Source organism: Flagellimonas aequoris, assembly GCF_003584165.1.
GTDB classification, from domain to species: domain Bacteria; phylum Bacteroidota; class Bacteroidia; order Flavobacteriales; family Flavobacteriaceae; genus Flagellimonas; species Flagellimonas aequoris.
Map to the genome: position 1 here is coordinate 44,629 of NZ_QXFJ01000027.1, position 26,433 is coordinate 71,061.

Genomic DNA, 26,433 nt, shown 5'->3' on the forward strand with positions numbered 1-26,433 from the left:
TCATGCAGGATATGCTTGTGCGCCTTTTGGACCTACCCGATATCACCAAAGCAGAAAAACAGCTTTTGGAAAAGGAACATATCGTGTTCAGAAAGCCCATCCCTCCAGAAAAAAGCATTGTGGTAAATTGGGTGCGGGAAAATTTCAGTGTCAACTGGGCCGATGAGACTGCTGCGGCATTCTCCAACCTTCCCACAACCTGTTTTATCGCGCAAAAGGAACAATCCATTTTGGGCTTCGCCTGTTTTGAAAGTACGGCCAAGAATTTTTTCGGGCCAACAGGGGTGCTTCCTTCGGAACGAGGAAAGGATATTGGCAAGGTGTTGCTTGTAAAATCCTTAATGGCCTTGCATGAAATGGGCTATGCCTATGCCATCATTGGAGGGGTCGGTCCAGCAACCTATTACGAAAAAACGGTGGGTGCCAAAATCATAGAGAAATCCGAGAGGAGCATTTATCAAAACCTATTAAAACATCCCAAATGAATGTAGCGCCGAAAGACAAAAATGCCTGGCTTTGGATTCCCTTCCTGTATTTTACACAAGGAATCCCCTATATTTTAGTGGTGACCGTTTCCGTGATCATGTACAAGCGGTTGGGGATTGGCAATGCGGAAATAGGTCTATACACCAGTTGGTTGTACCTGCCTTGGGTCATCAAACCGTTATGGAGCCCTATTGTAGATCTTAACGGCACCAAACGCAAATGGTTTTTGATGATGCAACTGGTCATTTCCTTGGCCTTTTTGGGAATCGGTCTCTTTATGGGGTCCAATTCCTTTTTCACCATTACCCTCGCCTTTTTTTGGATGGCCGCCTTTGCTTCGGCCACCAACGACATTGCTTCCGATGGCTATTACATGATCGGGCTTACCCAGAAAAAACAATCCTTTTTTATTGGCTTGAGGAGCACTTTTTATCGCCTGGCCATGATTACCGGACAGGGACTCCTCGTCATCTTTGCAGGTTACCTGGAAAACAAATATGGGGACAATACCAAAGCGTGGTCCCTTACTATGATCAGTGCTTCCGTTTTAATGTTGGTCCTGACCATTTCCAATTTCTTCACCACTCCAAAGTTTGAGGGATCTTCCAGTGAAAAAGAAGCCAAACCAGTCGGGTTTTTGGAAGTTTTCACCTCCTTTTTCCAAAAAAAACAGATCGGTTGGGGACTGCTGTTCATACTAACCTACCGATTGGGCGAATCGCAATTGGTAAAAATGGCCTCGCCTTTTCTTTTGGACAAATGGGAAGTGGGCGGTCTTGCCTATTCCACGGAAGCCGTGGGTACCATTTATGGAACGGTGGGCATCATTATGCTTTCTTTGGGCGGGATCGTTGGAGGTATTTTAATCTCACGGGATGGCCTTAAAAAATGGATGCTCCCCATGTTGTTGGCCCTTAACCTTCCCAACTCACTGTACGCCCTGTTAGCTATTACCCAAAGCACCAGTATTTATGCTGTGGTAGGCACGGTAATCTTGGAGCAATTTGGTTATGGATTTGGCTTTGCCGCATTTATGATGTATCTCATATACGTGGCCGATGGGGCTTCCAAAACCTCCCACTATGCCATTGCCACCGGATTTATGGCTCTTGGGATGATGTTGCCCGGAATGCTCAGCGGCTATATTCAGGAATGGTTGGGCTACGATGGATTTTTCATTTGGGTGGTCATCGCTGCCGTTCCGGCATTCATTGTATTGAGATATTTGGATTACCCCGCCGATTACGGCAAAAAAACCGTGGAAACTGATGAATAAAGTTCATTTGCCCCCAAAAGACCAGCTTACGTTGTCCCAAAAAGTGGGGCAACTGTTCATGCCCGCTGTCTTTATCAACGATACCGAGGAGGAAGTCCAAAAAATGGAGCTACTTATCTCGGAACACCATATTGGGTCCATTTGTTTTTTCCATAGCCGTGCCAGTGCGGCCACCAATTTTGAGGGCAAGAAGAAGGTAGTCCACAATGAGAAAAGTTACGACCGTTTAAAGCAGCTCATCGCCCGATACCAAAAAGCGGCCAAAATCCCGCTTTTGATTGCCATTGATGCGGAATGGGGATTGGCCATGCGCATTGAAAATACGCCACAATACCCCTATGCCATTACTTTGGGAGCCTTAAAAAATGGCAACGACCTCATCCATCAAATTGGCAAAGCCATTGGTTCCGATTGCCTAAATGCTGGCATCCATTGGAATCTGGCACCAGTGGTGGACATCAATAACAATCCTGAAAATCCAGTAATCGGTTATCGTTCTTTTGGGGATGACAAGGAAGATGTTTTTACCAAAGCCCAAGCTTTCACTAGAGGAATGTCCGATTCCGGAATTTTAAACTCCATCAAGCATTTCCCAGGTCACGGGGACACAGCAACCGATTCCCATTTAGGATTGCCCGTGATCGATAAGTCCTTGCAGGAATTAAAAGAAAACGAGCTCTTTCCCTTCCAACAATTGATACAAAAAGGTGTCGATTCGGTTATGGTCGGACATTTGCTACTTCCGCAATTGGATAACGAGGGACCTGCGACCACTTCCCACAAAATCATATCCAATTTGTTACGGGAGCAAATGGGTTTTGAGGGTGTTATCATTTCCGATGCACTGAACATGCATGCCGTATCCAAAACCTTTAGCAAGAAAGGGGATTTGGAAGCCAAGGCCTTTGCTGCTGGAATGGATGTCCTCTGTTTTAGTGAAAATGTGAATGAAGGCATTCAGACCATCTTAAAACAGGAAAAATCAGAACGAATTGAAGAAAGCTTCCATCGGATCTGGAAGTTGAAGGAAAAAGCATTCTCCAACACAACAGCAACCGAAGGTCTTGGTTGGGAAACCGCCGCCTCCATCAATGCGGATGTGGCCCAGAATTGCATAACCGAACTATACGGGTCACCAAGTTCCTGCAGAGCATTAAAGACGTCTCCATTTCTCAACCTATCCCTCAGCAACGACAAAAAGAACCTCTTTTCCCAAGGATTGCAGGACGCTTATGGTTCGATGGCTTTGGATATTGCCTGGGGTCTGGATCAAATCAATGTCCAAATTGCAGAACATGAAAATATAGTCTTAGCTATTTTCCCTCCTGCCGTGAAACCTAAAAACCTGTTCGGTTTTGATGAAAAGGTACTGGAAACCATCAAATCGTGGATCGCAAATAAAAACGTGCTCCTCTATTTGTTTGGAAATCCTTATGTATTGGACATTTTAGGGTTGAGGGGCAACTCCAACATCGTTTTGGTGTATCAGGATTTTACAGAATTCCAGGAAGTGGCTTTGCAACATTTCATGGGAAAAGTTCCTGCCAAAGGGTCGCTTCCCATCCAACTTAAAACTTTTGGTCTATGAGCATGTACAAAGTATTGGGATTAATGTCAGGCACTTCTTTGGATGGACTCGACATGGCCTATTGCCACATTTGGGAGGAAGACGGTCATTGGTATTTTTCCATAAAACAGACCAAGGATGTATCGTATTCCGATGAGATGAGGGAATATCTCAAGAACGCCATTTACCTGTCCGATATGGATCATGCACAATTGCATAAAAACTATGGCATATGGCTAGGGGAACAATCCAAACTTTTTATTGACGAGCTGGCGGAAGAAATTGATTTTATTGCCAGCCACGGACACACTTCGCATCATCGGCCGGAAGAAGGGATAACGTTTCAATTGGGCGATGGACAACTCCTGGCCAACACCAGTGGCAAACAAGTGGTGTGCGATTTCCGTACCAAAGATGTGTCCCTAAAGGGACAAGGCGCACCCTTGGTGCCTATCGGAGATCGGCTTTTGTTCCATGAGTTTGATTTTTGCTTGAATTTGGGCGGTATCAGTAATATATCCTTTGAAAAGAACGGTGAACGTATTGCCTATGATATCGGTATGGCCAATATGCCCTTGAACTACATCACCCATAAAATGGGCCTGCCCTATGACGAGAATGGAAATTTGGCCCGTTCCGGAAAATTGGACCATGGCTTATTACAGAAGTTGAACCGTTTGGAATACTACCGTTTGCCCTACCCCAAATCCACAGGCTATGAATGGTTTACAGAAAAAGTGATCCCCTTGATCGATGCTTCTGCAAGTACAAACATTGATTTATTGCACACCCTGACACACCACAATTGCGAGCAGATTGCCTTTTCGGCACACAAATACAGTAGCAAACCCCAAAACAAATTGTTAGCTACAGGGGGCGGTGCCCTAAATCATTTTTTTATGGATATCCTTCAAGAAAAATTGGGACCCGATATTGAAGTGGTCATACCCACTAAGACCCTTATTGCTTATAAAGAAGCATTGGTGTTCGCATTGATGGGCGTTCTCCGTTTAGAAGGCAAAACCAATGTACTAAAATCTGTTACCGGAGCCACGTCGGATTCCTGTAGCGGAGAAGTTTTCTTTCCCCAAGGGGATTAATCAAACCGTTGCCACCTTTTTCTTGGGTCTGTGCACCAAAAGAAAAATGGCAAGCGCACATAGACCACAAATGGCCAATCCCGCGAACAAAGGCCAAACACTGTCTTTTACAAATTCTCCGATAAATGTGGCAATGGGAATTGACAATACCGTGGAGATAAATCCATTTATGGCTGCCCCAATACCTGCAATATGACCAACAGGTTCCATGGCAATGGACCTGAAATTCCCCCACATAAACCCTAAACAGAAAAATTGTACGGACAAAAAGCCTACCAGCACATAAATATTGGGGTTCGGAGAATTCAAAAACATAATGGTATAGGTAATCGCCACCAAACAGAAAACAATAGTGGCCATCAACGATAGTTTTCGCATCCCAAAACGCATGACCAAAGTACCGTTCAAAAAAGTGGACAATCCAATAGAAATGGCCAATCCAGCAAAAATGTAAGGAAACATCTCCTTTAGCGCATATTGATCTTCAAAAATATGTTGGGCCGAACTCAGATACACCAAAAAAGCCCCGGTTACCAAACCAGAGGTTAGAGTAAACGCCACCGTTTCCTTGTACCGGAAAAACTCCCGCAACCCATCGATGAACACGTGGCTTGTAAATGGGATTTTATATTCGGGGTGTAAGGTTTCCTTTTGTCGCTTCCAAAACCAAAAGGACACCACCAGTACAAAGAACATTTGAACATAGAAAATAGCTTGCCATCCTGCTGCATCCAATATCAACTTACCAATGGCAGGTGCCACTACGGGAACCAAGATAAAAAATGCCACTACAAAAGACATGACTTTGGCCATATAGTCTCCCTCATAGGTGTCTCGGATGATAGAGATTGCAATGGTACGCGGTGCCGAAAGGCCTATTCCCTGTAAAATTCTTCCAACGACCATAATCTCAAGGGAAGGTGCCACCAAACAAATGACGCTCGCCATCAAAAAAATGGTAAAGCCTACATACACCACAGGTTTCCTGCCAAAGCTATCGGAAATAGGGCCAAAAAATAATTGTCCAACTCCAAGTCCCAAAAAAATCATGGTGACCAACAATTGGTTGTCCGTAGAGTCATAACTTTTGATTGCTTCCCCAATGTTGGAAATGGCAGGTAGAATAGCATCAATGGCCAAGGCTACGATGGACATCAATGCAGCCATTAGGGCTACAAATTCAAAGTTGGGTTTTTGGGCTGTTTTTTGCATGGTGCAAAAATAGGCATACCCTTTGGACGAATAAAGCTTTTAGGAAAGGTTTAATGTAATGGAAACACATCTACACAATAGTTTATAGATTTAAGTCATTTTGCTTGGTTTCAATAACAATCATTAATCCATAAAGACCACCATACAATTGGGATAATCTTATCTTTAAATGGTAAATCATAAAAAGTAATGGGAAAATTAAAAACTTTGGTCGTGGGTTGTGGCAACATGGGAACCTCCCATGCTCGGGCCTATCACCAATTGGATGGGTTTGAAATCGTGGGATTGGTCAGCCGCGGGGAAGAAAGTAGGGAACGTCTTTCCAATGAATTGGGAAGAGTTGCCACCTTTTCCGATTATACCCACGCCTTGGAAGTCACAAAGCCTGATGTGGTTTCCATCAACACTTATCCCGACACCCACTTTAATTATGTAAAAATAGCCTTGGAGGCCAATGCCCATGTTTTTGTGGAAAAACCACTCGCCCTTACTGTGGAAGAAGCCCAAACCTTAGTGGATTTAGCGAAAAAAAAGGGCAAGAAAATGGTAGTGGGCTATATTTTAAGGGTACACCCTACCTGGGCCAAGTTTACCCGAATGGCCCAAACCCTGGGAAAACCTTTGGTCATGCGAATGAACCTGAACCAACAGAGTTCCGGAAGCCATTGGTATACCCACAAACAACTCATGAAATCCATGTCTCCCATTGTGGATTGTGGTGTACATTATGTTGATGTCATGTGTTCCATGACACGTTCTAACCCAGTAAGTGTCTCTGCTATTGGGGCAAGATTATCCAATGAGATTGATGCCGACATGTACAACTATGGACAATTACAAGTCCGGTTTGAAGACGGTTCCGTAGGATGGTACGAAGCTGGTTGGGGACCCATGATGAGCGAAACTGCTTTTTTCATCAAAGATGTGATCGGACCAAACGGATCTGTTTCCATAAGTGACTTAAACAAAGGAGCCTCCGATGATGTTGAAGGTCATTCCAAAACGGGCAGTTTAAAATTGCATCATAGCAAATTGGATACAGAGGGCCACTTCACAAAAAAAGATGAAATCATCAGTACGGAAGATGAGCCCGACCACGATGGCCTGTGTTTGTTGGAACAAGAGTATTTTCTCAACGCTATTGTCAATAATGTGGACTTAACCCATCATTTGAACGACGCCATCAATAGCCTAAAAATTGTTTTGGCGGCAGATGCATCCGTTAGGACGGGAAAGACCATAGATTTGTAGGAAGTTTGTCAGGTCGAGCGAAGTAGTTATCGTATCTTAAAACTTCACTATGTTTGGTGTCAGGTCGAGCGCAGTCGAGACCCGCCCAAATCATGAACCTATATTATGTTTACATACTAAAATGTGCCGATGGACTAACTTACACTGGCATCACGGATGACTTGAACCGTAGGTTTAAAGAACATCAAGACGGTTTGAATAGCTCTGCATTTACTTTTCGAAGAAGACCTGTACAACTTATTTTTCAACAAGAATTCAATGATGTATTGCAAGCCATTTATTTTGAAAAGAAAATTAAAAAATGGAGCGCAAAAAAGAAGCTGGCCTTGGCAAATGGAAACTTTGATCTAATACAGATATTGGCCGAATGTAGAAATGCTTCGCACTACAAGTATAATCCTGACCAAGACTGAGGTCTCGACTGCGCTCGACCAGACAATTTTGAGCCAATTGTTATAAGGTATACGTGGGAATTGGTGAAATTCGTGTCAAACCCCTTTACCTTTTATACATAAAATAGATTCTTCGCTTTGCTCAGAATGACTTATGCAAACCAGAACCTTTTACAAAGGAATATTCCCGTGTTTCCGTTTAGGTGGTTCCACATGTTTTTTCTCCAGCATGGCAAAAGCCTTCAAAAGTTTGCGCCTTGTATCTTGGGGAAGTATCACCTCATCAATAAAACCACGTCGTGCCGCTCTATACGGATTGGCAAATTTCTCGGCATATTCGGTTTCCTTTTCTTTTAATTTGGCCTCTGGGTCATCCGCCTCGGCGATTTCGCGTCTAAAAATAATCTCACTCGCACCTTTGGCACCCATTACGGCAATCTCGGCACTGGGCCAAGCAAAGTTAAAATCGGCACCAATGTGTTTGGAGTTCATCACATCATACGCGCCACCATAAGCTTTACGCGTTATGACAGTTACACGAGGCACTGTAGCTTCGCTTAAGGCATATAGCAACTTGGCCCCATGCATGATAATGCCACTCCACTCCTGATCGGTACCTGGCAAGAACCCAGGTACATCCACCAAAACCAATAAAGGGATGTTGAACGCATCACAAAATCTAGTAAAACGTGCTGCCTTTCTGGAGCTTTTCACCCCCAAAACCCCCGCCAAAAACATGGGCTGGTTGGCAATGATACCAATGCTCCGGCCTCCCAATCGGGCAAAACCCGTAATGATGTTCTCCGCATAATCCTTATGGATTTCATAAAACGTATCCGAATCGATGATTCCTTTGATTACATCGTGCATATCATAAGGCTTGTTGGGGTTATCGGGAACAATGCCACAGAGTTCTTCCCTTATTTCATCCCCGACAACATAAGGTTTCAACTCGGGGAGTTGGGTATTATTCTGTGGAAGATAATCCAACAATTTTTTAATATCTTCCAAGCAAGCTGCATCGTTTGCGGAAGTCTTGTGGGCCACTCCAGATTTGATGGCATGCGTGCTGGCTCCACCCAATTCCTCAGAGGTCACTTCTTCATTGGTAACGGTTTTTACCACATTTGGACCGGTCACGAACATATAACTGGTTTCTTCCACCATGATGATAAAATCCGTCATGGCAGGGGAATACACTGCTCCTCCGGCACAGGGGCCCATAATGGCAGAAATCTGAGGGATTACACCTGAGGCCTGCACGTTTCGATAAAAAATATCGGCATAACCGCCTAATGATCGCACTCCTTCCTGGATTCTAGCCCCACCAGAATCATTCAATCCGATGACAGGAGCTCCGACCTTCATGGCCAAATCCATCACCTTACAAATTTTCTCTGCATGGGTCTCGGAAAGGGCACCACCAAACACGGTAAAATCCTGTGCATATACATAGACCAGTCTTCCGTTTACGGTTCCATATCCGGTTACCACTCCATCGCCATAATAGATTTCTTTGTCCATGCCGAAATCCTTGGTGCGATGGGTGACCAAAATACCCATTTCTTCAAAAGAGCCTTCGTCCAGCAAGTAAAGAACTCGCTCCCGAGCGGTCAATTTTTTCTTTTGATGCTGCTTTTCTATTCTCTTGATACCGCCACCCAAGTGGGCTTCGGTAATTTTTTCCTGTAGTGTCTTTATCTTGGAATCCATAGGGTTCAATTTGAAGGTAATCTCACTATATTTTTATCTTCCAAATACTGCTGAAGCGCCACTAAAGCAGCTATCTCAGCATGTTTGGAGTTTTCCTCGTGAATCTTGTCCGGGGAATAATAGTTTTTTACAAAATGGGTGTCAAAATTTCCGGAACGGAAGGCTTCATGTGCAAATACAAAACTGCCGAAAGGCAAAGTTGTCTGCACCCCTTTTACTTTGTAATGGTTGATGGCTTCCAACATCAATTCAATGGCTTCCTCTCGGGTCTTACCATAAGCAATCAACTTGGACAGCATGGGGTCGTAATAGATGGGAATGTCCATACCTTCCTCAAAACCATTGTCTACCCGGACGCCTTCTCCAACAGGAAGTTTATACGTTTCCAAATTCCCAACGCTGGGCAAGAAATCATTTAAAGGATCTTCTGCATACACCCGAAGCTCCACGGCATGACCATGAATGGAAAGGTCTTCCTGTTTCATGGGTAAAGCCTCTCCCCTTGCTATTTTGATCTGCAATTCCACCAAATCCACGCCCGTAATCATTTCGGTAACAGGATGTTCCACTTGCAAACGGGTGTTCATTTCCAAAAAGTAGTAGTTGTGGTCGGCATCCATCAAAAACTCCACGGTTCCCGCTCCAATATAGTCACAGGCTTGAGCCACCTTGGTAGCCGCAATGCCCATCTCTTTTCTCTTTTCTGGAGTTAAAATAGAGGATGGTGCTTCTTCCACTACTTTTTGATGGCGACGTTGCACACTGCATTCCCGTTCGAAGAAGTGCAGCACATTTCCGTGCGTATCGGCCATGACCTGCACCTCTATATGCCTTGGTGATTTTACATATTTCTCCACAAAAACGGAACCGTCCCCAAAAGCCGAAGTTGCCTCACTGATGGCACGTTTCATTCCGGATTCCAAGTCTTCTTCTCGCTCCACAATACGCATACCTTTACCTCCACCTCCGGCAGAGGCCTTTATTAAGATCGGATACCCCACTTCATTGGCAATTTCATGGGCCTTGGCCACATCGGTAATGGCCTCATCAATCCCCGGCACCATGGGAATGTTGTACGCTTTTACGGCTTCCTTGGCCGCCAATTTGCTTCCCATCATCCGAATAGCCTTGCTTTTGGGACCAATAAACGTAATTCCACTCTTTTCAACGGCTTCGGCAAAATCAGCATTTTCACTCAAGAAACCATATCCAGGGTGAATCCCATCCACATGGAGTTGTTTGGCCACCTCAATAATCTTGTCACCACACAGGTACGATTGGTTGGATGGAGCTTCGCCGATGCAAACGGCCTCGTCCGCAAATTGCACATGTGGAGCATTCCTATCCACCGTGGAATAGACCGCCACGGTACGGATTCCCATTTTTTTTGCGGTCTTCATCACACGGACCGCAATTTCGCCACGATTGGCAATCAATATTTTTTTCATGATATCTTATTGAAATTCAATCAACAATTGTTTTTTGTCAACTGCATCTCCCTTCTTGACGGCTATTTTTTTGATGACCCCATTACGAGGCGAAGTGATGATGTTTTCCATCTTCATGGCTTCTAAGATCACCAATTGATCTTCCTCTTTCACCTCTTGCCCTTCGTTGACCAAAATATCCAAGATCAATCCTGGCATAGGCGCCTCAATGGAATCGATGTTCTTGTTGGAATTGGTAGCAAAGCCCATTTTCTCAATGAGTTCATCCAAAGGAGTGCTGATCAAGGCTTGATGTTCACTGCCATTGATGCCGATGGTGTACATTCCACTGCAAAAATCGGCGGCCAAAATCTCAATGTGGTAGGAGATGCCATCCTTCAACAAGTGATAGGCGTTTTCGCCAGTTTTTATCAAATCCAAGGAGGAAATTTGGTCTTTGGAAAGTTTAAAGTCAAAGTCGGCATCAACCTTGACCGAATAAGAGTTATCCATAAAAAGTGTTTCCATAGGTTACCCTGATAAAGATAAGATTAATGCATTAGAATGCCACAAAGCTACCAGCATTAAGTTTGAATGGTTATGACTTTGGTCATTATTTAATTGATAAATGGTAACTAATTATGTAACGTTTTAAACCAAGGGCAGATCTAATCAATTGCTTATTTTTGGTACCAAAATTAAAAGTATGCTGATCTTAGGGATTGCCGGGGGCACTGGTTGTGGTAAAACCACCGTGGTCAACCAAATTGTTGACCAACTTCCCAAAAATGAAGTGGGGGTCATATCCCAGGATTCCTATTATAACGACCTATCCCATATGGATCGGCAGGAAAGGGCAAAAATCAATTTTGATCATCCGAATTCCATCGATTTTGATCTGCTCATTGACCATATTGAGCAATTACGAGAAGGCAAGACCATCGACACGCCTATTTATTCTTTTGTGGAGGAAACACGGTTGCAGGAAACCATACCTACTCCACCTAGAAAAGTGATGATTGTGGAAGGTATTCTGGTCTTGAGCAACCCCAGGCTGCGAGATATGTTCGACATCAAGATTTTTGTGCATGCCGATTCCGATGAGCGTTTGATCCGCAGGTTGCAAAGGGACATCAGGGAACGTGGCCATGATCTTGACAAGGTTTTGACACGCTATCAAACTGCGGTAAAACCCATGCACGAACAGTTCATTGAACCATCAAAGGAGTTTGCGGACATCATCATCCCGAACAACCATTACAATACGGTGGCCGTGGATATGGTACGTACCATCATCAACAATAAATTGACATAACCATGGGTCTCAAGGAACTCAAACAGAAAAAATGGTTTAAGATGATGACGAACACGTACATCCTTGTGTTGACCATTTTTGTGATTTGGATGGCCTTTTTTGATACCAATTCCCTATTGATCCATTTGGAACTGAGGGACGAAATCCAAAAACTGGAAAAACAAAAGGAGTTTTTGAAGGGGGAAATTGCCAAGGACCAGGAAATTCTGGAAAAAATGTCGGATGAAAAGGAAATCGAGAAGCTTGCCCGGGAAAAATATTACATGAAAAAAGATAAGGAAGAAATCTTTTTAATTGAATACGAAGACAGCATAAAGAACAAACAAGATGAGTAACACTGGCCTATTTGATGGGTTTCCTGAAGTTTCCGCCAAACAATGGAAACAAAAGATCCAATACGACCTAAAAGGTGCCGACTACAACGAAGCCTTGGTATGGGAATCCTTGGAGGGAATCAAGGTGAAGCCCTTTTACAACCACGAGGACGTTGAGGGCATTCCTACCTTTTCGATTGGTAAGGGGCATCCTTGGACCATTGCCCAAACCATTTACGCAGGTGATGCCAAAAAGGCCAATGGTAAGGCACGGGAAATCCTTCAAAAGGGAGTGGAAAGCTTGATTTTTACTGTTCCAAACGAAGGGACCGATTTTAATGTACTACTCTCCGAAATCGATTTAGCAAGTGTTCCGATCCATTTTCATTTTGAGTTTTTGGCTGTGGAACCTATCCAAAAGTTATTGGCGGCCACAAAAGGTCACCAAGCCCCTATCCATCTGTATATCGACTTGATTGGTCATCTGGCCAAAGATGGCAATTGGTTCCATAATTTGGAGACTGACCATAAAATTTTGGAAGAGATTGTCCGATTGACCCAATCTGACGCCAAAGTATCTGTGGTGGGGGTAGACCTGTCACTTTATCAAAATGCAGGGGCCAACATGGTACAACAATTGGCCTATGGGTTGGCGCACGCACACGAATATCTGAACCATTTTGCAAATGTCAACTCGAGCGTAGTCGAGAAGTCATTCCCCATCACCTTCAAAGTGGCTGTGGGTAGCAACTATTTCTTTGAAATAGCCAAGTTAAAGGCCTTACGTTGGCTTTGGAAAACCGTAGCGATGGAATATGGCATCCAGAACGATTGCCATATCTTGGCCGTTCCATCCAAGCGTAACAAAACGTTGTACGATTACAATGTGAACATGTTACGAACCACCTCAGAATGCATGTCGGCCGTTTTGGGAGGAGCGGATACGGTATGCAATATGCCCTACGATGCCATTTATCACAAGGACAATGCCTTTGGCGAACGCATTGCCAGAAACCAATTGTTGTTATTAAAGGAAGAAGGGTATTTCAACGAAGCTGCTGAAATCTCGGAAGGCACCTATTACATTGAATCGTTGACGAAGCAATTGGCGGAAAAAGCCTTGGCGCTTTTCAAACAGTTGGAAGCTTCCGGAGGATTTTTGGATGCGTTGAAAAAAGGGACCATCCAACAAAAAATCAAGGAAAGTGCCGCCAAAGAGCAAGAACTGTTTGATGAAGGCAAAATCATATCATTGGGCACCAACAAGTACCAAAACTCACAGGACCGCATGAAGGATGACCTGGAATTGTATCCTTTCATAAAGACCCTGCCCAGAAAGACCATCATTGTGCCCATTATAGAAAAGCGATTGGCGGAAGCTACCGAACAAGAAAGGATTAAAAATGAACAATATGGATGAGTTTTCACAAAAATACTGGTTCATCGGATTTATTCTCATCAGTATAGGTTTATTGTATTTTGTTTTTGAAGGGAAGAATCTATTTAACTGGCTACAAGACAAAGATTATATACTGGCTTCCAATTCGATAAAAAAATTTGGAGCATCAATTATTTTGATAGCCGCAGGATTAGTGCTAATTAATCAAAAACTCGGATTAATATGAGTAGAAAAGACCTTCAACAATTGGAACTTATCCAAGAGTCAAATACCAGCGAATCCCAAAACCTCGGTCACGAAAACTTCGCCGCCGGAATTTCCCCTTTTCTTAGAGGGCCCTACTCCACCATGTATGTCCGGAGACCATGGACCATCCGACAATATGCCGGGTTTTCCACCGCCGAGGAGAGCAACGCCTTTTACCGTAGAAATTTGGAAGCAGGCCAAAAAGGACTTTCGGTAGCCTTCGACCTTCCTACTCACCGGGGCTATGATTCCGACAATGACCGAGTTGTAGGAGATGTAGGCAAGGCAGGGGTAGCCATCGATTCTGTGGAGGACATGAAAATCCTTTTTGATGGCATTCCGTTGGATGAAATGTCCGTTTCCATGACCATGAACGGGGCCGTAATCCCAATCATGGCCTTTTACATTGTGGCTGCCGAGGAACAAGGCGTGCCCATGGAAAAATTGGCGGGAACCATCCAAAATGACATTCTGAAGGAATTCATGGTGCGGAACACCTACATCTATCCTCCTACCCCTTCCATGCAGATTGTGGCCGATATTTTTGAGTTTACCAGCAAAAAGATGCCCAAGTTCAACAGTATTAGTATTTCGGGCTACCACATGCACGAAGCAGGTGCCCCTGCGGCCATGGAACTGGCTTACACCTTGGCCGATGGTATCGAATACATCCGAACCGGAATCAAGGCAGGATTAAAAATTGATGAATTTGCACCGCGACTTTCCTTCTTTTGGGGTATTGGGATGAACCATTTTTCGGAAATCGCAAAAATGAGAGCGGGCCGTATGCTCTGGGCCAAATTGGTAGAACAGTTCGAGCCACAAAGTGACAAATCGCTGATGCTTCGCACCCATAGCCAGACCAGTGGTTGGAGTTTAACGGAGCAGGATCCCTTCAACAATGTGGCCAGGACCACAATCGAAGCCATGGCCGCCGCTTTTGGCGGAACCCAAAGTCTGCATACGAACGCTTTGGATGAGGCCATTGCCCTACCTACAGATTTTTCGGCAAGGATTGCCAGAAACACCCAGATTTTCCTTCAATTGGAGACCCACATCACCAAAACCGTGGATCCTTGGGCAGGTAGCCATAAAGTGGAAAAACTAACCCATGACATTGCCGAGGAAGCTTGGAAACTTATCCAAGAAGTGGAGAAATTGGGAGGTATGACCAAGGCTATCGAGGCAGGTATCCCCAAAATGCGAATCGAGGAAGCCGCGGCCAGAAAACAGGCCCGAATCGACAGTGGACAGGATGTTATCGTGGGCGTGAACAAATATCAATTGGAAAACGAGGACGACCTCCAGATTTTGGAAGTGGACAACGCCAAAGTGCGCAAACAGCAGATGGAGCGACTTCAGCAAATCAAGTCCACCAGAAATACAAAAGCGGTGGAGCAGGCCTTGGAAGAGATACGGATAGTGGCCAAAAAAGCGACCCAAAATACAGCCGACCGGGAAAATTTGCTAGCTTTAGCCGTACAAGCTGCCAAAGAACGTGCCACTTTGGGCGAAATCAGTGACGCCATGGAAAGTGCCTTTGGCCGATATAAAGCAAAAATCCAATCCTTTACCGGCGTGTATTCCAAAGAGATCAAGAACGACGAAAGTTTTGAAAAGGCCCAAAAATTGGCCGATGAATTTGCCCTACAGGAAGGGCGAAGACCTCGAATCATGGTGGCCAAAATGGGTCAGGATGGGCACGACCGTGGTGCCAAGGTAGTGGCCACTGGCTATGCCGATCTAGGCTTTGATGTAGATATCGGACCCCTTTTCCAGACCCCAGCCGAAGTGGCCAAACAGGCCGTGGAGAACGATGTACACATTTTGGGTATCTCTTCCTTGGCTGGTGGGCACAAGACATTGGTACCCGAAGTGGTACAAGAACTGAAAAAACTGGGTCGGGAAGATATTATGGTCATCGTTGGCGGTGTCATCCCAAAACAGGATTACAAGCACTTATTGGACCATGGAGCAGTGGCCGTTTTTGGACCCGGTACCAAGATTGCGGATGCAGCCATGGAAATCTTGAACATTTTGATGGATTGAACCCGCTTAACTAGCTTGTAAATACAACTTTAACTTTCTTTAACGCATAATAGCGGGTTTATTCACCCACTGTTAACAATTTACATTTTTTAGCATCTTAAATAATCGTATTTTTAGCACCTAACTTACTATGAAATGGGCAAGATTATTGCTATTGCAAACCAAAAGGGCGGTGTGGGAAAAACGACCACTACGGTAAATCTCGCGGCCTCTCTTGGTGTATTGGAAAAGAAAGTTTTATTGATCGATGCCGACCCCCAAGCCAATGCAACATCCGGCTTAGGTATCGATGTGGATTCCGTGGAGCAAGGAACCTACCAACTGCTCGAACATACGATGAGTGTGGATGAAGTCATCATTCCGACCGATTCCCCCAATGTGGACCTTATTCCGGCACATATTGACCTTGTGGCCATTGAAATCGAATTGGTGGACAAAGACAATAGGGAATATATGTTGAAGGAGGCCCTGAAAGGTCTTGGTGACCGATATGATTTTGTACTGATCGATTGTGCCCCTTCCTTGGGTCTTTTAACGTTGAACGCCCTTACCGCTGCAGATTCTGTGATGATACCCATCCAATGTGAATATTTTGCGCTTGAAGGTTTGGGAAAACTGTTGAACACCGTAAAAAGTGTCCAAAAAATACACAACAACGACCTGGATATCGAGGGCATGTTATTGACCATGTACGATTCAAGGCTACGCCTATCCAACCAAGTTGTTGAAGAAGTGAAAAAACACTTCGCGGATATGGTTTTCGATACCATCATCCAAAGAAACGTAAGGCTGAGTGAAGCACCAAGTTATGGGGAAAGCATCATAAAATACGATGCCAGCAGCAAGGGTGCCTCGAATTATCTTAACTTGGCCAACGAAATTTTGAAGAAAAACAAGGAGAAAGTTTAAATGGCGAAAGCAACAAAAAAACAGGCTTTGGGTAGAGGCCTGTCCGCTCTTTTGAAAGACCCCGAGAACGATATCCAATCGGTTTCGGACAAGAATGCGGACAAGGTCATCGGGAATGTAGTGGAATTGGATATCGAATCCATAGAGATGAACCCCTTTCAGCCGCGTTCCAATTTTAATGACGAAGCCCTTGAAGAACTGGCCAGTTCCATTCGTGAGCTCGGCATCATACAACCCATAACCGTTCGCAAGCTCGATTTCAACAAATTTCAGTTGGTTTCGGGCGAACGTAGGTACCGTGCCTCCAAGTTGGTGGGACTTACAACCATTCCAGCCTACATCCGTATTGCCAACGACCAGGAATCCTTGGAAATGGCCTTGGTGGAGAACATCCAAAGGCAGGACCTTGACCCCATTGAAATTGCACTGTCTTATCAACGCCTGATCGATGAGATTCAGATCACACAGGAAAAATTGAGTGATCGCGTGGGTAAAAAACGTTCTACCATCACCAATTATCTGAGACTATTGAAACTGCATCCGATCATTCAAACCGGAATGCGAGATGGGTTCATCAGTATGGGTCATGGCAGAGCCTTGATCAACATCGACAAGAAAAAGGACCAAATCGCCATTTACGAAAAAATTGTTTCCGATGGCCTTTCCGTTCGCGATACCGAAAGGATCGTGAAGGATTATAAGGAACCTTCGGACAATCCTGGTGTAGAAAAAAACAAGAATGGCAAGCCCGCACAAGTGCCCAGCTTTGTTTCCAACGGAATCGATGCCTTAAAAGATTATCTTTCCACCAAAGTGGATGTAACCGCATCCAGCAACGGAAAAGGAAAAATTGTGATTCCCTTCCATTCCGAGGAAGAGTTCAAGCGTATCAAAAAACTATTGACAGGTGAGTAAAAACCTTCTTTTTTGGTTCTTTTCCATATTGTTCCTTCACATTGGCTTTTCCCAGGAAAAACAAGAAAACCCGGAAAAAGAACAACCTCAGACCAAAGAAGTGGATTCCTTGACCCAAGGTTTGAACGGAGAGGGTATCACCTTTGAGGAAGTGAGCAAAAGGGAAAGCGTAAACCCTCTGGCTCCCAGTAAGGCTGCCTTTTACTCCGCTATTCTACCAGGCTTGGGGCAAATCTACAACAAGCGATACTGGAAGGCACCGATCGTGTGGGGTGCCATGGGTACGGCCATTTATGCCTATTCCTACAACAACACCGAGTATAGGAGGGCAAGAAATGCCTTTAAACGTAGGCTGGCAGGATTCACGGACGATGAATTTTATGGCGATGGAACTACACCACGTATATCAGACGATGCCCTCCAAGAAGCTCAGGAAAGCACTCAACGTGACCGAGATCTATCTTTGGTCATCACCATTGCTCTTTATGCCTTGAACATCATCGATGCCAACGTGGACGCCCACTTGAAACAATACAATGTGGATGATGATTTGGTAATCGATTTTAAACCTTATTTGGAATTGAACCCCCTGACCAACCAACCCAACTATGGAATGGCCTTGGTCGTTAAATTTTAAGAAATGAACATTGGTCTTTTTGGATATGGTAAAATGGGAAAAATGATCGAGCATATCGCTCAGGAAAGAGGCCATACCATCGTTGCCAAAATTGATGCCGGTACGGAAAATATCGATTTCAAATCAATGGACGTAGCCATCGACTTCAGTACTCCCGATGCTGCGTTTGAAAATATTACGAATTGTTTTAAAAATGGCGTTCCCGTAATCAGTGGCACTACAGGTTGGTTGTCCAATTATGCCGATGCCGTGGAACTATGCCAAAAGCATGATGGAGGGTTCATCTATGCCTCCAACTTCAGCTTGGGCGTTAATATCTTTTTTGAACTCAATGCCCATTTGGCCAGAATGATGGCCGGGTTGGAACAATACAAGGTTTCCATGGAAGAAATCCACCATACCCAAAAATTGGATGCCCCGAGTGGTACCGCCATTACCTTGGCCGAAGGAATCATCAAAAATTCTTCCTATGAAAATTGGAAGTTGCACGAAACCGCAGATAAGGCCATTACCATAAATTCCATCCGCGAAGGTATGGTACCTGGAACCCACTGTATTTCCTACGAAAGTGCCGTAGACAAAATTGAAATAAAACACGTGGCACACAATCGCGAGGGATTTGCTCTGGGAGCTGTTATCGCTGCAGAGTGGATCAAGGGAAAAACTGGAGTTTTCACCATGAAGGATGTGTTAAACCTAAGCTAAAAAACGTAACAACAATTTAGGCATCAAGTCTAACTAAGAAACTTTTATATGGACGGAATACAATGGATCATTTTCATCTTGGTCATTCAAGTCATCCACTTTTTAGGAACCTGGAGGCTATATGTAAAGGCAGGTAGAAAGGCCTGGGAAGCTGCAATTCCGGTTTATAACGGCATCGTTTTGATGAAAATCATCAAAAGGCCATGGTGGTGGGTACTGTTGCTCTTCATTCCTATAATCAATTTATTGATGTTCCCCGTAGTTTGGGTGGAAACCATCCGAAGTTTTGGAAAACATTCCCTTTTAGATACTTGGTTGGTGATCCTTACCCTTGGGTTTTACATCTACTATATCAACTATTTTGAAGATGTAGCCTACATTGAGGATAGAAGCCTGAAACCACGCACCGGACTTGGGGAGTGGGTAAGTTCCATTGTTTTTGCCATTGTGGCCGCTACCTTTGTCCATACCTATTTTATTCAACCCTATGTAATTCCAACGGGCTCTTTGGAACGCACCTTGCGAATTGGGGACTTTTTGTTCGTGAGCAAGTTCCATTACGGCGCTAGGGTACCCATGACCACCTTGGCGGCACCCATGGTGCACGACACCCTTCCGATACTCAAGACACGTTCCTACTTGGCCGATGTGGACCCCGAGACCTACAAGACCTCATGGATCAACAAGTTGCAACTGCCCTATATGCGTTTGCCCGGCTTTGAAAAAGTCAAGAAAAATGATATTGTCGTTTTCAGTCTCCCATCGGATACCCTGTACCAGTTTTTTAAGGCGCAAAAAGCCGTAATGAAACCTGTCGACAAAAAATCCAACTACGTAAAACGGTGTGTGGGCACTCCGGGAGATTCCCTTCAAGTCATTGATGGGTATGTCTATATTAATGGGCAACAGTTAAAACTTTCCGACCGTGCCAAACCCATGTATGATTATGAGGTTTATGCCCAAAATGGCGTTTCCAGTAAGTATTTGGAAGATGTTGATGCCGCGGATTATCTACGAAAATATATTGCCACCAACATCAGCGAAAGTCAGGTCAATGCCCTTTCCCCTTATATTTTAGGAGGAAATAGAACAAGTGATGGCAAAATTGAACTCATCACTAAAGAAAAAGGAATCCCAACCGATGTTATTCGTCAATTAAGGCTTTCCTTGACAGAAGAGAAACCACGGTTTAGGGTTGCGAACATGACCGATGAAATGGTGGCACAACTCCGTGAGAACCCAGCCATAGATTCGGTCGTGAAGACCGAGGAGCCCAAAGGCGAATATGGAGGTGCATTCCCTCAAAAACCGAACCTATATCCTTGGAACAACGATTACTTTGGCCCCATTTACATACCCAAAGCAGGCACAACAGTAGAGATCAATGCCAAGACCATCCCACTTTACAAGAAAATCATAAGGGATTACGAACACAATGATGTAAAAATCACGGGGAATAAAGTTTACATTAACGGGCAGGAAGCCCATTCCTATACCTTTAAACAGGATTACTATTGGATGATGGGCGACAACCGCGACCATTCCGAGGACAGCCGAACTTGGGGCTATGTACCTGCCGACCACATTGTGGGCAAGCCCGTATTCCTCTGGATGAGTTTTGACAATTTCCAGGAAGGTATAGCCCATTGGAGGCCTCGTTGGGACCGAATCTTTACCACTGTGGGTGGGAGCGGCGAACCTGTGTCCTATTTCAAATATTTTGTGGCCCTGCTCATCGGTTGGTTCGTCTTCGATTTTTTCCGTAAAAGAAAGAAGAAGAAAACGGCATAATTCAAAATCGTTTCACTTTTGAAATTACTGCTTCATCCAACATATCTTCCCAACATCGCTACTTTTGCTGCCATAGCACAGCAAGAAGTGGTTTGGGAGGCGCATGACAATTTTCAGAAGCAGACCTACAGGAATCGTTGCTACATCTGCACGGACAAGGGCAAGCACATGCTCAATATCCCCATACAACATGTGGGTGGCGAGGAAGGTCGTCAAAAATATGCCGACGTGCTTATGGATAACAGCTACCCTTGGAAAAAACAGCATTGGCGCACCCTGGAAACCGCATACCGCACCTCTCCGTTCTTTGAGTTCTATGAGGATGATATCAGGCCTTTGTTCGAAGGTAACGAAGCTTCTCTATTGGAGTTTAACCTAAAGGCCATTGAGATTATAGGAGACTGTTTGGGAGTTCCATTAGCAGGGGAAAGAACGGACAAATATGAATTGAGCCCCAAGGGCGTGGTCGATACCCGTTTTTTGGTAGAGGCCAAAAAGGAAAGGAAAATGAATCTGGAATCTTACCCACAGGTATTTGAAGAAAGACATGGCTTTATTCCGAACCTCAGTATTTTGGACCTCCTGTTCAATGAGGGAACCAATGCACTCACCTACTTAAAAGAACAATCTTTGGATTTTTTGCATGATTAGGCACGGTATCCATTACGGAATCCATTTTATAGTTCCCATCTTCATCGCTTTCTATTTTTTGAAAGGAAACCGGATAGGAGCATTATTGATTTTATGGGCCGGTATTCTCATTGATATTGACCATTTTTGGGCCAATCCACTATTCGACCCAAACCGTTGCAGTATCGGCTTTCATCCGTTGCACTCCTATTGGGCCATTTTGGGATATTGTATCCTTCCGTTTTTTAAACCCACACGATTGATTGGCCTAGCCCTGCTCCTCCACATTTTTGCGGATACAATGGATTGCTTATTGATGTGAATCCAAGCGCAATGTGGCCATGACCGGAAAATGATCGGAAAGTCTTTCGTTGAAGTTTTGATGGGAAAGCACCTCAAATTCCGGGTCGGCTAAAATATAATCTATCCTGATGGGGAATTTGAACAAGTCATAAGTGCGACCAAAACCATTTCCTTTTTCCAAGAAAGTATCCAGCCTATCCCCTTTTATGATTTTATATATGTTTGAAAATTGGGTATTATTAAAATCCCCACAAACAATATTGGTATACGGGCTATTTTCTATATGATCTCTAAAAATTTTTGCTTGCTCCAACTGCTTTTTGAATGTACTTGTTAAGCGTTTAAATGTTCTCTCAGACTTCTCTCCATCAGCAAAAGACTCTGTGCTTGGTATAATACTAAATGACTGTAAATGAGTATTGTAAATCCGAAGAGTGTCTTTTCCAAATGCGATATCCACATAGATAATATTGTTGATCGTACCTGGTAAATCCAAAGAACCCTTTCCTATAATGGGGTACTTCGAAAATATAGCCTGGGTTGTCCTATGCGCCCCGTAAGGTGTTTCACTTCTATATGGATATTGTTGTAACTGTCTATATCTATTCCTATCATACTCTTGGAAACACAAGATATCGGGATCCTCATCTTTTATAAAAGCAATGATTTTATCTCCTACGTCAGACTCCTTTATCCAACCATTTTTGTTGAATCCCCAAGCATTAAATGTCATTACTTTTAAATCAGAAGGGCGTGGGTGTGACACATCAGCTTCATTTCCAACCCCGTAGAATCTTCCAAAGATCAAATACCCTAAAACCAATGCAAAAAAAGAAAGTAAAAATTTCCTCTTTCTTTTGATCAGCCAATATGCCACAAACAAAATATTGAGAATGAAAAGAAATGGAACAAACAAGCTCAAAACAGAAAGTATGGGAATTATTTGAAAGGGTACAAAAGAAAGGACCCCAACAAACAGAAGAAGTATGGCAATCAATAAATTGACTGCAAAAACCACCCTATCAAATATTGAGGTTGATTTATTCATTCATCAGTCTTCCTTACCCGCCTTGAACAAAAAATCCTTTTCTTCCTTGGACAGGCTCTCGTACCCCGACTTGCTGATCTTGTCCAAAATGATATCTATCTTTCGTTGTTTGGCCTGTTTGTCGTAATCCACTTTGTTGTTTGCCGTTGCACCCTTTCTATAAACCGTTTTCATGGGTGCCTTTTTTTCCCTTGGTTTAAAAAGACTTGTGATGGCATTTCTCAATTTGGTAAACCCAGAACCGATATCATTTCCCTTGAACAGCTGACGGGCATAGACATAGCCGAGTAACGCCCCTCCCAAATGAGCCAGCCTACCTCCTATATTTCCTCCATAAGGGATTTGGATCAAATCCATCAACACAAAAAACGCCCCTATATACCACAGTTTGATATTGAAGAAAAATACGCGGACCTCCTGGTTGGGAATATAGGCACAGACAAAGATCAGCACGGCCGTTACCCCAGCAGAGGCCCCTATCAATGCTGTGTTGGTATTCAACAAAGTTGGGAATACGTTATAGCTCAAAAGAAATACCAATCCACCCACAATGACCCCCAAAAAATATACATTGATGAACTTTTGGGCATCAAAAAGGTTCAAAAAGATACGGCTCGCAAAATAGAGCATGATCATGTTCCAAAAAATATGCATCAGCCCTGCATGGAAAAAGGAATAGGTCACCAAGGACCAGGGTTGTCCAATAAACTCCAAAAAATCCTTAGGCAATTGGAACCATGTGGAAACGGAATGCCCAAGTAAAGCCTTGGAAAGTCCATCCAGTAAAAAAACCAATACGTTCAGGGCTATCAACTTCTCCGCAATGGTCAGCCTAGCATATTGATATTGAAGTCCTCCACTAGCCATAGATCAATCCCATCTATTGTTTTTAAACTGGTTCTTTTTCCAGTACCACATCATTACAAATCCGATCAACGCACCCCCAATATGGGCAAAATGCGCCACCCCTGTATTCACGTTGCTAATACCAAATATCAAGTCACTGGCAATCAATAGGGGCACAAAATACTTGGCCTTGATGGGCACAGGTAAAAAGATGAGCATCAGTTTTGCCTCAGAATACATAAAGGCGAAAGCTACCAAAACACCATAAATAGCTCCCGAAGCTCCCACTGCAGGTGTATTGAATGCCGTAAGCATGCTGTCTATAGTACCTTTTGATGCCACATTGTACCAACCTGGACTATATTGTCCATTGGCCAAAATATCCAAAATCTGTGTCTTGGCAATGCCGGCTCCTTCCAAAGCATTGATTCCTTCGGTGAAAAGAAAATAATTGACCCCTGTGTGCAATGCTGCGGAACCCAATCCTGCCGAAAAATAGAAGAACAGGAACTTGTTCCTTCCCCAAATACGCTCCAATGGCGTACCAAATGCCCAAAGAGCGTACATATTAAAAACAATATGCATGAGGCTCCCGTGCATAAACATATGGGTCACCACCTGCCACCACTCAAAATTGGGGTTTTTGGGAAACCAAAGCGACATCCATTGGTACATTTGGTCCCCATATAATTGTGTGGCAAAAAACATGATCACATTAATGATCAACAAGTGTTTTACTGCCTCTGTCATTCTACCCATCTAGCTGAATTTTTTATCGATATCTCCTTCGGAGACAATGGTATACGTTATTTTTTGAAACGGACTAAGGGAAGGCTCCTTGCAGGCGAACAAATTGTTCACCAATGCCAATTGCGATTCTTGGTCCAAAACTTCCCCCGTTCTAATGGCCAGGTTTTTGGAAAGCACTTTGGCCAGGACCTCTGCCTGTGAAAGGGTTCCATCATTAAAACCTTCCATATAATCGGCAATCAAACGATCCAATACCGTGCCAATCCCACTTTCGGGCACTACCAAGGGCACACCTGTCACTTTTACAGTTTCATGCTCCAAACTTTCAAAAGCGAACCCGATATTTGTCAGGCTTTCCTTGATTTCGTTAAGAACGGCCAATTCTTGTTTGTTGAAAGTCAGTTCCAAAGGAAAGAGTAATTGTTGACTTACCCCTTCCTTTACGGTGATTTCCCCTAAAAATTTCTCGAACAAAATGCGTTCATGGGCCCTATTTTGATGGATGACCAACAAGCCCGATCGCACGGTGCTCATTACATATTTCCGTCTTAATTGAAAAGTGGCGGCCAAGCGTTCCTCCACCTCTTCATCGGTATATAATGTCCCTTGTACTTCACTTTCGGATTCGATTACCACACTGCTGAATTCCTCCACATCAATATCCTTGTCCAAGCCTTCATACATGCCTTCCCAACCTTTAACACTTGTTTTCTGAAAGGATTTACCCATTCCCTTGGATTCCGAAGTTTCCTTGAATGGATTGAAGGAAGCATCGACGGTAACCCTAGGCAAAATCGCATCTTTTTCCTTGTAGGCATAAGGCGTATCCAGATTGGGATCATGATCAAAATCCAAGACCGGGGCCACATTGAATTGCCCTAGACTATGCTTTACCGTGGAACGCAAGATGGCATACAAGGTGTTTTCATCATCAAATTTCACCTCGGTTTTGGTGGGATGTATGTTGATATCGATGGACGATGGATCTACTTCCAAATAAAGAAAATAACCTGGGTACATATCCGATTTGATCAAACCTTCAAAGGCGGCCGTCACGGCATGATGCAGATAAGGACTCTTGATAAAACGGTCGTTGGCGAAGAAAAACTGCTCGCCCCTGCTCTTTTTGGCAAATTCGGGTTTGCAGACAAATCCGGAAATTTTCACCACCTCCGTTTCCTCGTTCACGGGCACCAACCGGTCCTCCATCCTGTTGCCGAAAATATGGGCAATCCGCTGGCGGTGTTTTGTTTTGGGCAGATTGAACAGTTCCGACCCGTTGTTATAAAAATGGAATTCGATATTGGGATGTACCAAGGCCACCCGATGGAACTCATCGGTGATATGCCGTAGCTCCACTTGGTGGGATTTCAAAAAGTTTCTTCGTGCTGGAATGTTGAAGAACAGGTTTTTCACGGAAATGGATGTACCCTTGGGAGTGGCCACCACCTCTTGGGAAACGATCTTACTTCCTTCGATTTTGAGCTGAACGCCCACCTCGCTATCCTCTTTTCTTGTTTGCATATCCACATGGGCAATGGCTGCAATGGAAGCCAAAGCCTCACCGCGAAACCCTTTGGTATGTAGATTGAAAAGATCTTGGGCAGATGTGATCTTAGATGTAGCATGACGCTCAAAGGACAATCGGGCATCGGTCTCACTCATTCCCATCCCATCGTCAACGACTTGGATCAACGTCTTACCACCATCCTTGATGATCAATTTAATGGTACTGGCACCGGCATCTATGGCATTTTCCATTAATTCCTTTACCACGGAAGCAGGGCGTTGAACCACCTCCCCTGCCGCAATCTGATTGGCAACATGGTCCGGTAAAAGTTTGATGATGTCCGCCATTAGGAAGTCCAGAATATCGATAAATCGAAGTCTATGATGATGAGGAACAATAAGACCAAGATGGCCACTATTACAAGAAATCGAAGTTTCATGTTCTTGTCCCCTTCGTTTTTCAGGTCATCCATGGCCGAGGTAAACTTGTTCTTGATACCTCTATTGGTCTGTACCGTACTTCGGAATTTATCCAGTTTGTGTTCTATCTTATAAGGATTGCCCTCCCCCTTATAGTATCGCGGTGAATACTCAAAGCTCCTATTTTTCCTAAGTTTCAGGGGGTTTCGCATGATATCCTTCT

27 protein-coding genes are annotated in these 26,433 nt (G+C 44.0%); 18 read left to right on the forward strand and 9 right to left on the reverse strand.

Annotated features, from left to right (window positions below; translation table 11 throughout):
• Positions 1–2: 2 nt before the first annotated feature.
• From D2U88_RS11490 to D2U88_RS11505, 4 genes are read left to right on the forward strand one after another with little or no spacing between them, the layout of a single operon-like run.
• Complete coding sequence (locus tag D2U88_RS11490) at positions 3–485, forward strand: GNAT family N-acetyltransferase (RefSeq protein ID WP_119640710.1); 483 nt, start codon at positions 3–5, stop codon at positions 483–485.
• A complete protein-coding gene (locus tag D2U88_RS11495; RefSeq protein WP_119640711.1) occupies positions 482–1,762 on the forward strand; it encodes an MFS transporter in 1,281 nt (426 codons plus the stop codon). The genes D2U88_RS11490 and D2U88_RS11495 overlap by 4 nt, the downstream gene beginning before the upstream one ends.
• A complete protein-coding gene (locus D2U88_RS11500; RefSeq protein ID WP_119640712.1) occupies positions 1,755–3,350 on the forward strand; it encodes a glycoside hydrolase family 3 protein in 1,596 nt (531 codons plus the stop codon). The genes D2U88_RS11495 and D2U88_RS11500 overlap by 8 nt, the downstream gene beginning before the upstream one ends.
• Entirely contained in the window at positions 3,347–4,429 is a 1,083-nt protein-coding gene (locus D2U88_RS11505; RefSeq protein WP_119640713.1) for an anhydro-N-acetylmuramic acid kinase, read from the forward strand. Before D2U88_RS11500 ends, D2U88_RS11505 begins: the two co-directional genes overlap by 4 nt.
• On the opposite strand, the gene D2U88_RS11510 is transcribed toward D2U88_RS11505, so the two are convergent.
• Entirely contained in the window at positions 4,430–5,641 is a 1,212-nt protein-coding gene (locus tag D2U88_RS11510) for a multidrug effflux MFS transporter (protein ID WP_119640714.1), read from the reverse strand.
• Positions 5,642–5,830: 189 nt separating this feature from the next.
• On the opposite strand from D2U88_RS11510, the gene D2U88_RS11515 reads away from it, so the two are divergent.
• Positions 5,831–6,892: a Gfo/Idh/MocA family protein gene (locus D2U88_RS11515; protein ID WP_119640715.1), complete on the forward strand. Its 1,062-nt coding sequence runs from the start codon at positions 5,831–5,833 to the stop codon at positions 6,890–6,892.
• A gap of 92 nt (positions 6,893–6,984) precedes the next feature.
• Positions 6,985–7,305, forward strand: a complete 321-nt coding sequence (locus D2U88_RS11520; RefSeq protein ID WP_119640716.1) for a GIY-YIG nuclease family protein — start codon at positions 6,985–6,987, stop codon at positions 7,303–7,305.
• Between the two features lie 150 nt (positions 7,306–7,455).
• On the opposite strand, the gene D2U88_RS11525 is transcribed toward D2U88_RS11520, so the two are convergent.
• Genes D2U88_RS11525 through D2U88_RS11535 form a run of 3 tightly spaced genes read right to left on the reverse strand, consistent with a single transcriptional unit; the run spans position 7,456 to position 10,952 of the window.
• The gene (locus tag D2U88_RS11525; RefSeq protein WP_119640906.1) at positions 7,456–8,997 is read right to left on the reverse strand and encodes an acyl-CoA carboxylase subunit beta; all 1,542 of its coding nucleotides are present in this window, start codon (positions 8,995–8,997) and stop codon (positions 7,456–7,458) included.
• 5 nt (positions 8,998–9,002) lie between these two features.
• Positions 9,003–10,445, reverse strand: coding sequence for an acetyl-CoA carboxylase biotin carboxylase subunit (gene accC, locus D2U88_RS11530; RefSeq protein WP_119640717.1), 1,443 nt, complete (start codon positions 10,443–10,445; stop codon positions 9,003–9,005).
• Between the two features lie 6 nt (positions 10,446–10,451).
• Complete coding sequence (locus D2U88_RS11535) at positions 10,452–10,952, reverse strand: acyl-CoA carboxylase biotin carboxyl carrier protein subunit (RefSeq protein ID WP_235855406.1); 501 nt, start codon at positions 10,950–10,952, stop codon at positions 10,452–10,454.
• Between the two features lie 178 nt (positions 10,953–11,130).
• On the opposite strand from D2U88_RS11535, the gene udk reads away from it, so the two are divergent.
• The 12 genes from udk to D2U88_RS11595 all read left to right on the forward strand — a co-directional run bounded on the left by udk (position 11,131) and on the right by D2U88_RS11595 (position 21,656).
• Positions 11,131–11,739 (forward strand): uridine kinase, encoded by a 609-nt coding sequence (gene udk / locus D2U88_RS11540; protein WP_119640718.1) that lies wholly within the window; start codon positions 11,131–11,133, stop codon positions 11,737–11,739.
• A 2-nt stretch (positions 11,740–11,741) separates the two neighbouring features.
• Complete coding sequence (locus D2U88_RS11545; protein ID WP_119640719.1) at positions 11,742–12,074, forward strand: FtsB family cell division protein; 333 nt, start codon at positions 11,742–11,744, stop codon at positions 12,072–12,074.
• The gene (locus D2U88_RS11550) at positions 12,067–13,473 is read left to right on the forward strand and encodes a methylmalonyl-CoA mutase subunit beta (RefSeq protein ID WP_119640720.1); all 1,407 of its coding nucleotides are present in this window, start codon (positions 12,067–12,069) and stop codon (positions 13,471–13,473) included. The genes D2U88_RS11545 and D2U88_RS11550 overlap by 8 nt, the downstream gene beginning before the upstream one ends.
• Positions 13,466–13,678 carry a hypothetical protein gene (locus D2U88_RS11555; RefSeq protein WP_147378581.1) on the forward strand — a complete coding sequence of 71 codons (213 nt, stop codon included), beginning with the start codon at positions 13,466–13,468 and terminating at the stop codon, positions 13,676–13,678. The genes D2U88_RS11550 and D2U88_RS11555 overlap by 8 nt, the downstream gene beginning before the upstream one ends.
• Positions 13,675–15,747 carry a methylmalonyl-CoA mutase gene (gene scpA / locus D2U88_RS11560; RefSeq protein ID WP_119640722.1) on the forward strand — a complete coding sequence of 691 codons (2,073 nt, stop codon included), beginning with the start codon at positions 13,675–13,677 and terminating at the stop codon, positions 15,745–15,747. The genes D2U88_RS11555 and scpA overlap by 4 nt, the downstream gene beginning before the upstream one ends.
• A 135-nt stretch (positions 15,748–15,882) precedes the next feature.
• Entirely contained in the window at positions 15,883–16,656 is a 774-nt protein-coding gene (locus D2U88_RS11565) for a ParA family protein (RefSeq protein ID WP_119640723.1), read from the forward strand.
• Entirely contained in the window at positions 16,657–17,571 is a 915-nt protein-coding gene (locus D2U88_RS11570) for a ParB/RepB/Spo0J family partition protein (protein ID WP_119640724.1), read from the forward strand.
• On the forward strand, positions 17,564–18,208 hold the full coding sequence (locus D2U88_RS11575) for a DUF5683 domain-containing protein (RefSeq protein WP_119640725.1): 645 nt from the start codon (positions 17,564–17,566) through the stop codon (positions 18,206–18,208). Before D2U88_RS11570 ends, D2U88_RS11575 begins: the two co-directional genes overlap by 8 nt.
• A 3-nt stretch (positions 18,209–18,211) precedes the next feature.
• Positions 18,212–18,913, forward strand: a complete 702-nt coding sequence (dapB, locus tag D2U88_RS11580) for a 4-hydroxy-tetrahydrodipicolinate reductase (protein WP_119640726.1) — start codon at positions 18,212–18,214, stop codon at positions 18,911–18,913.
• Between the two features lie 48 nt (positions 18,914–18,961).
• Entirely contained in the window at positions 18,962–20,704 is a 1,743-nt protein-coding gene (lepB, locus tag D2U88_RS11585; protein ID WP_119640727.1) for a signal peptidase I, read from the forward strand.
• 18 nt (positions 20,705–20,722) lie between these two features.
• Positions 20,723–21,355 carry a WbqC family protein gene (locus tag D2U88_RS11590; RefSeq protein ID WP_119640728.1) on the forward strand — a complete coding sequence of 211 codons (633 nt, stop codon included), beginning with the start codon at positions 20,723–20,725 and terminating at the stop codon, positions 21,353–21,355.
• A complete protein-coding gene (locus D2U88_RS11595) occupies positions 21,348–21,656 on the forward strand; it encodes a DUF6122 family protein (protein WP_119640729.1) in 309 nt (102 codons plus the stop codon). Before D2U88_RS11590 ends, D2U88_RS11595 begins: the two co-directional genes overlap by 8 nt.
• On the opposite strand, the gene D2U88_RS11600 is transcribed toward D2U88_RS11595, so the two are convergent.
• Genes D2U88_RS11600 through D2U88_RS11620 form a run of 5 tightly spaced genes read right to left on the reverse strand, consistent with a single transcriptional unit; the run spans position 21,645 to position 26,422 of the window.
• Positions 21,645–22,685 carry an endonuclease/exonuclease/phosphatase family protein gene (locus D2U88_RS11600; RefSeq protein WP_119640730.1) on the reverse strand — a complete coding sequence of 347 codons (1,041 nt, stop codon included), beginning with the start codon at positions 22,683–22,685 and terminating at the stop codon, positions 21,645–21,647. The two genes, D2U88_RS11595 and D2U88_RS11600, sit on opposite strands and share 12 nt — an antisense overlap.
• A 3-nt stretch (positions 22,686–22,688) precedes the next feature.
• Positions 22,689–23,552, reverse strand: a complete 864-nt coding sequence (locus D2U88_RS11605; protein WP_119640731.1) for a rhomboid family intramembrane serine protease — start codon at positions 23,550–23,552, stop codon at positions 22,689–22,691.
• A 3-nt stretch (positions 23,553–23,555) separates the two neighbouring features.
• On the reverse strand, positions 23,556–24,290 hold the full coding sequence (locus D2U88_RS11610) for a rhomboid family intramembrane serine protease (protein ID WP_119640732.1): 735 nt from the start codon (positions 24,288–24,290) through the stop codon (positions 23,556–23,558).
• Positions 24,291–26,138, reverse strand: a complete 1,848-nt coding sequence (gene mutL, locus D2U88_RS11615) for a DNA mismatch repair endonuclease MutL (protein WP_119640733.1) — start codon at positions 26,136–26,138, stop codon at positions 24,291–24,293.
• The gene (locus D2U88_RS11620; RefSeq protein WP_119640734.1) at positions 26,138–26,422 is read right to left on the reverse strand and encodes a riboflavin synthase subunit beta; all 285 of its coding nucleotides are present in this window, start codon (positions 26,420–26,422) and stop codon (positions 26,138–26,140) included. The genes mutL and D2U88_RS11620 overlap by 1 nt, the downstream gene beginning before the upstream one ends.
• Positions 26,423–26,433: the final 11 nt, after the last annotated feature.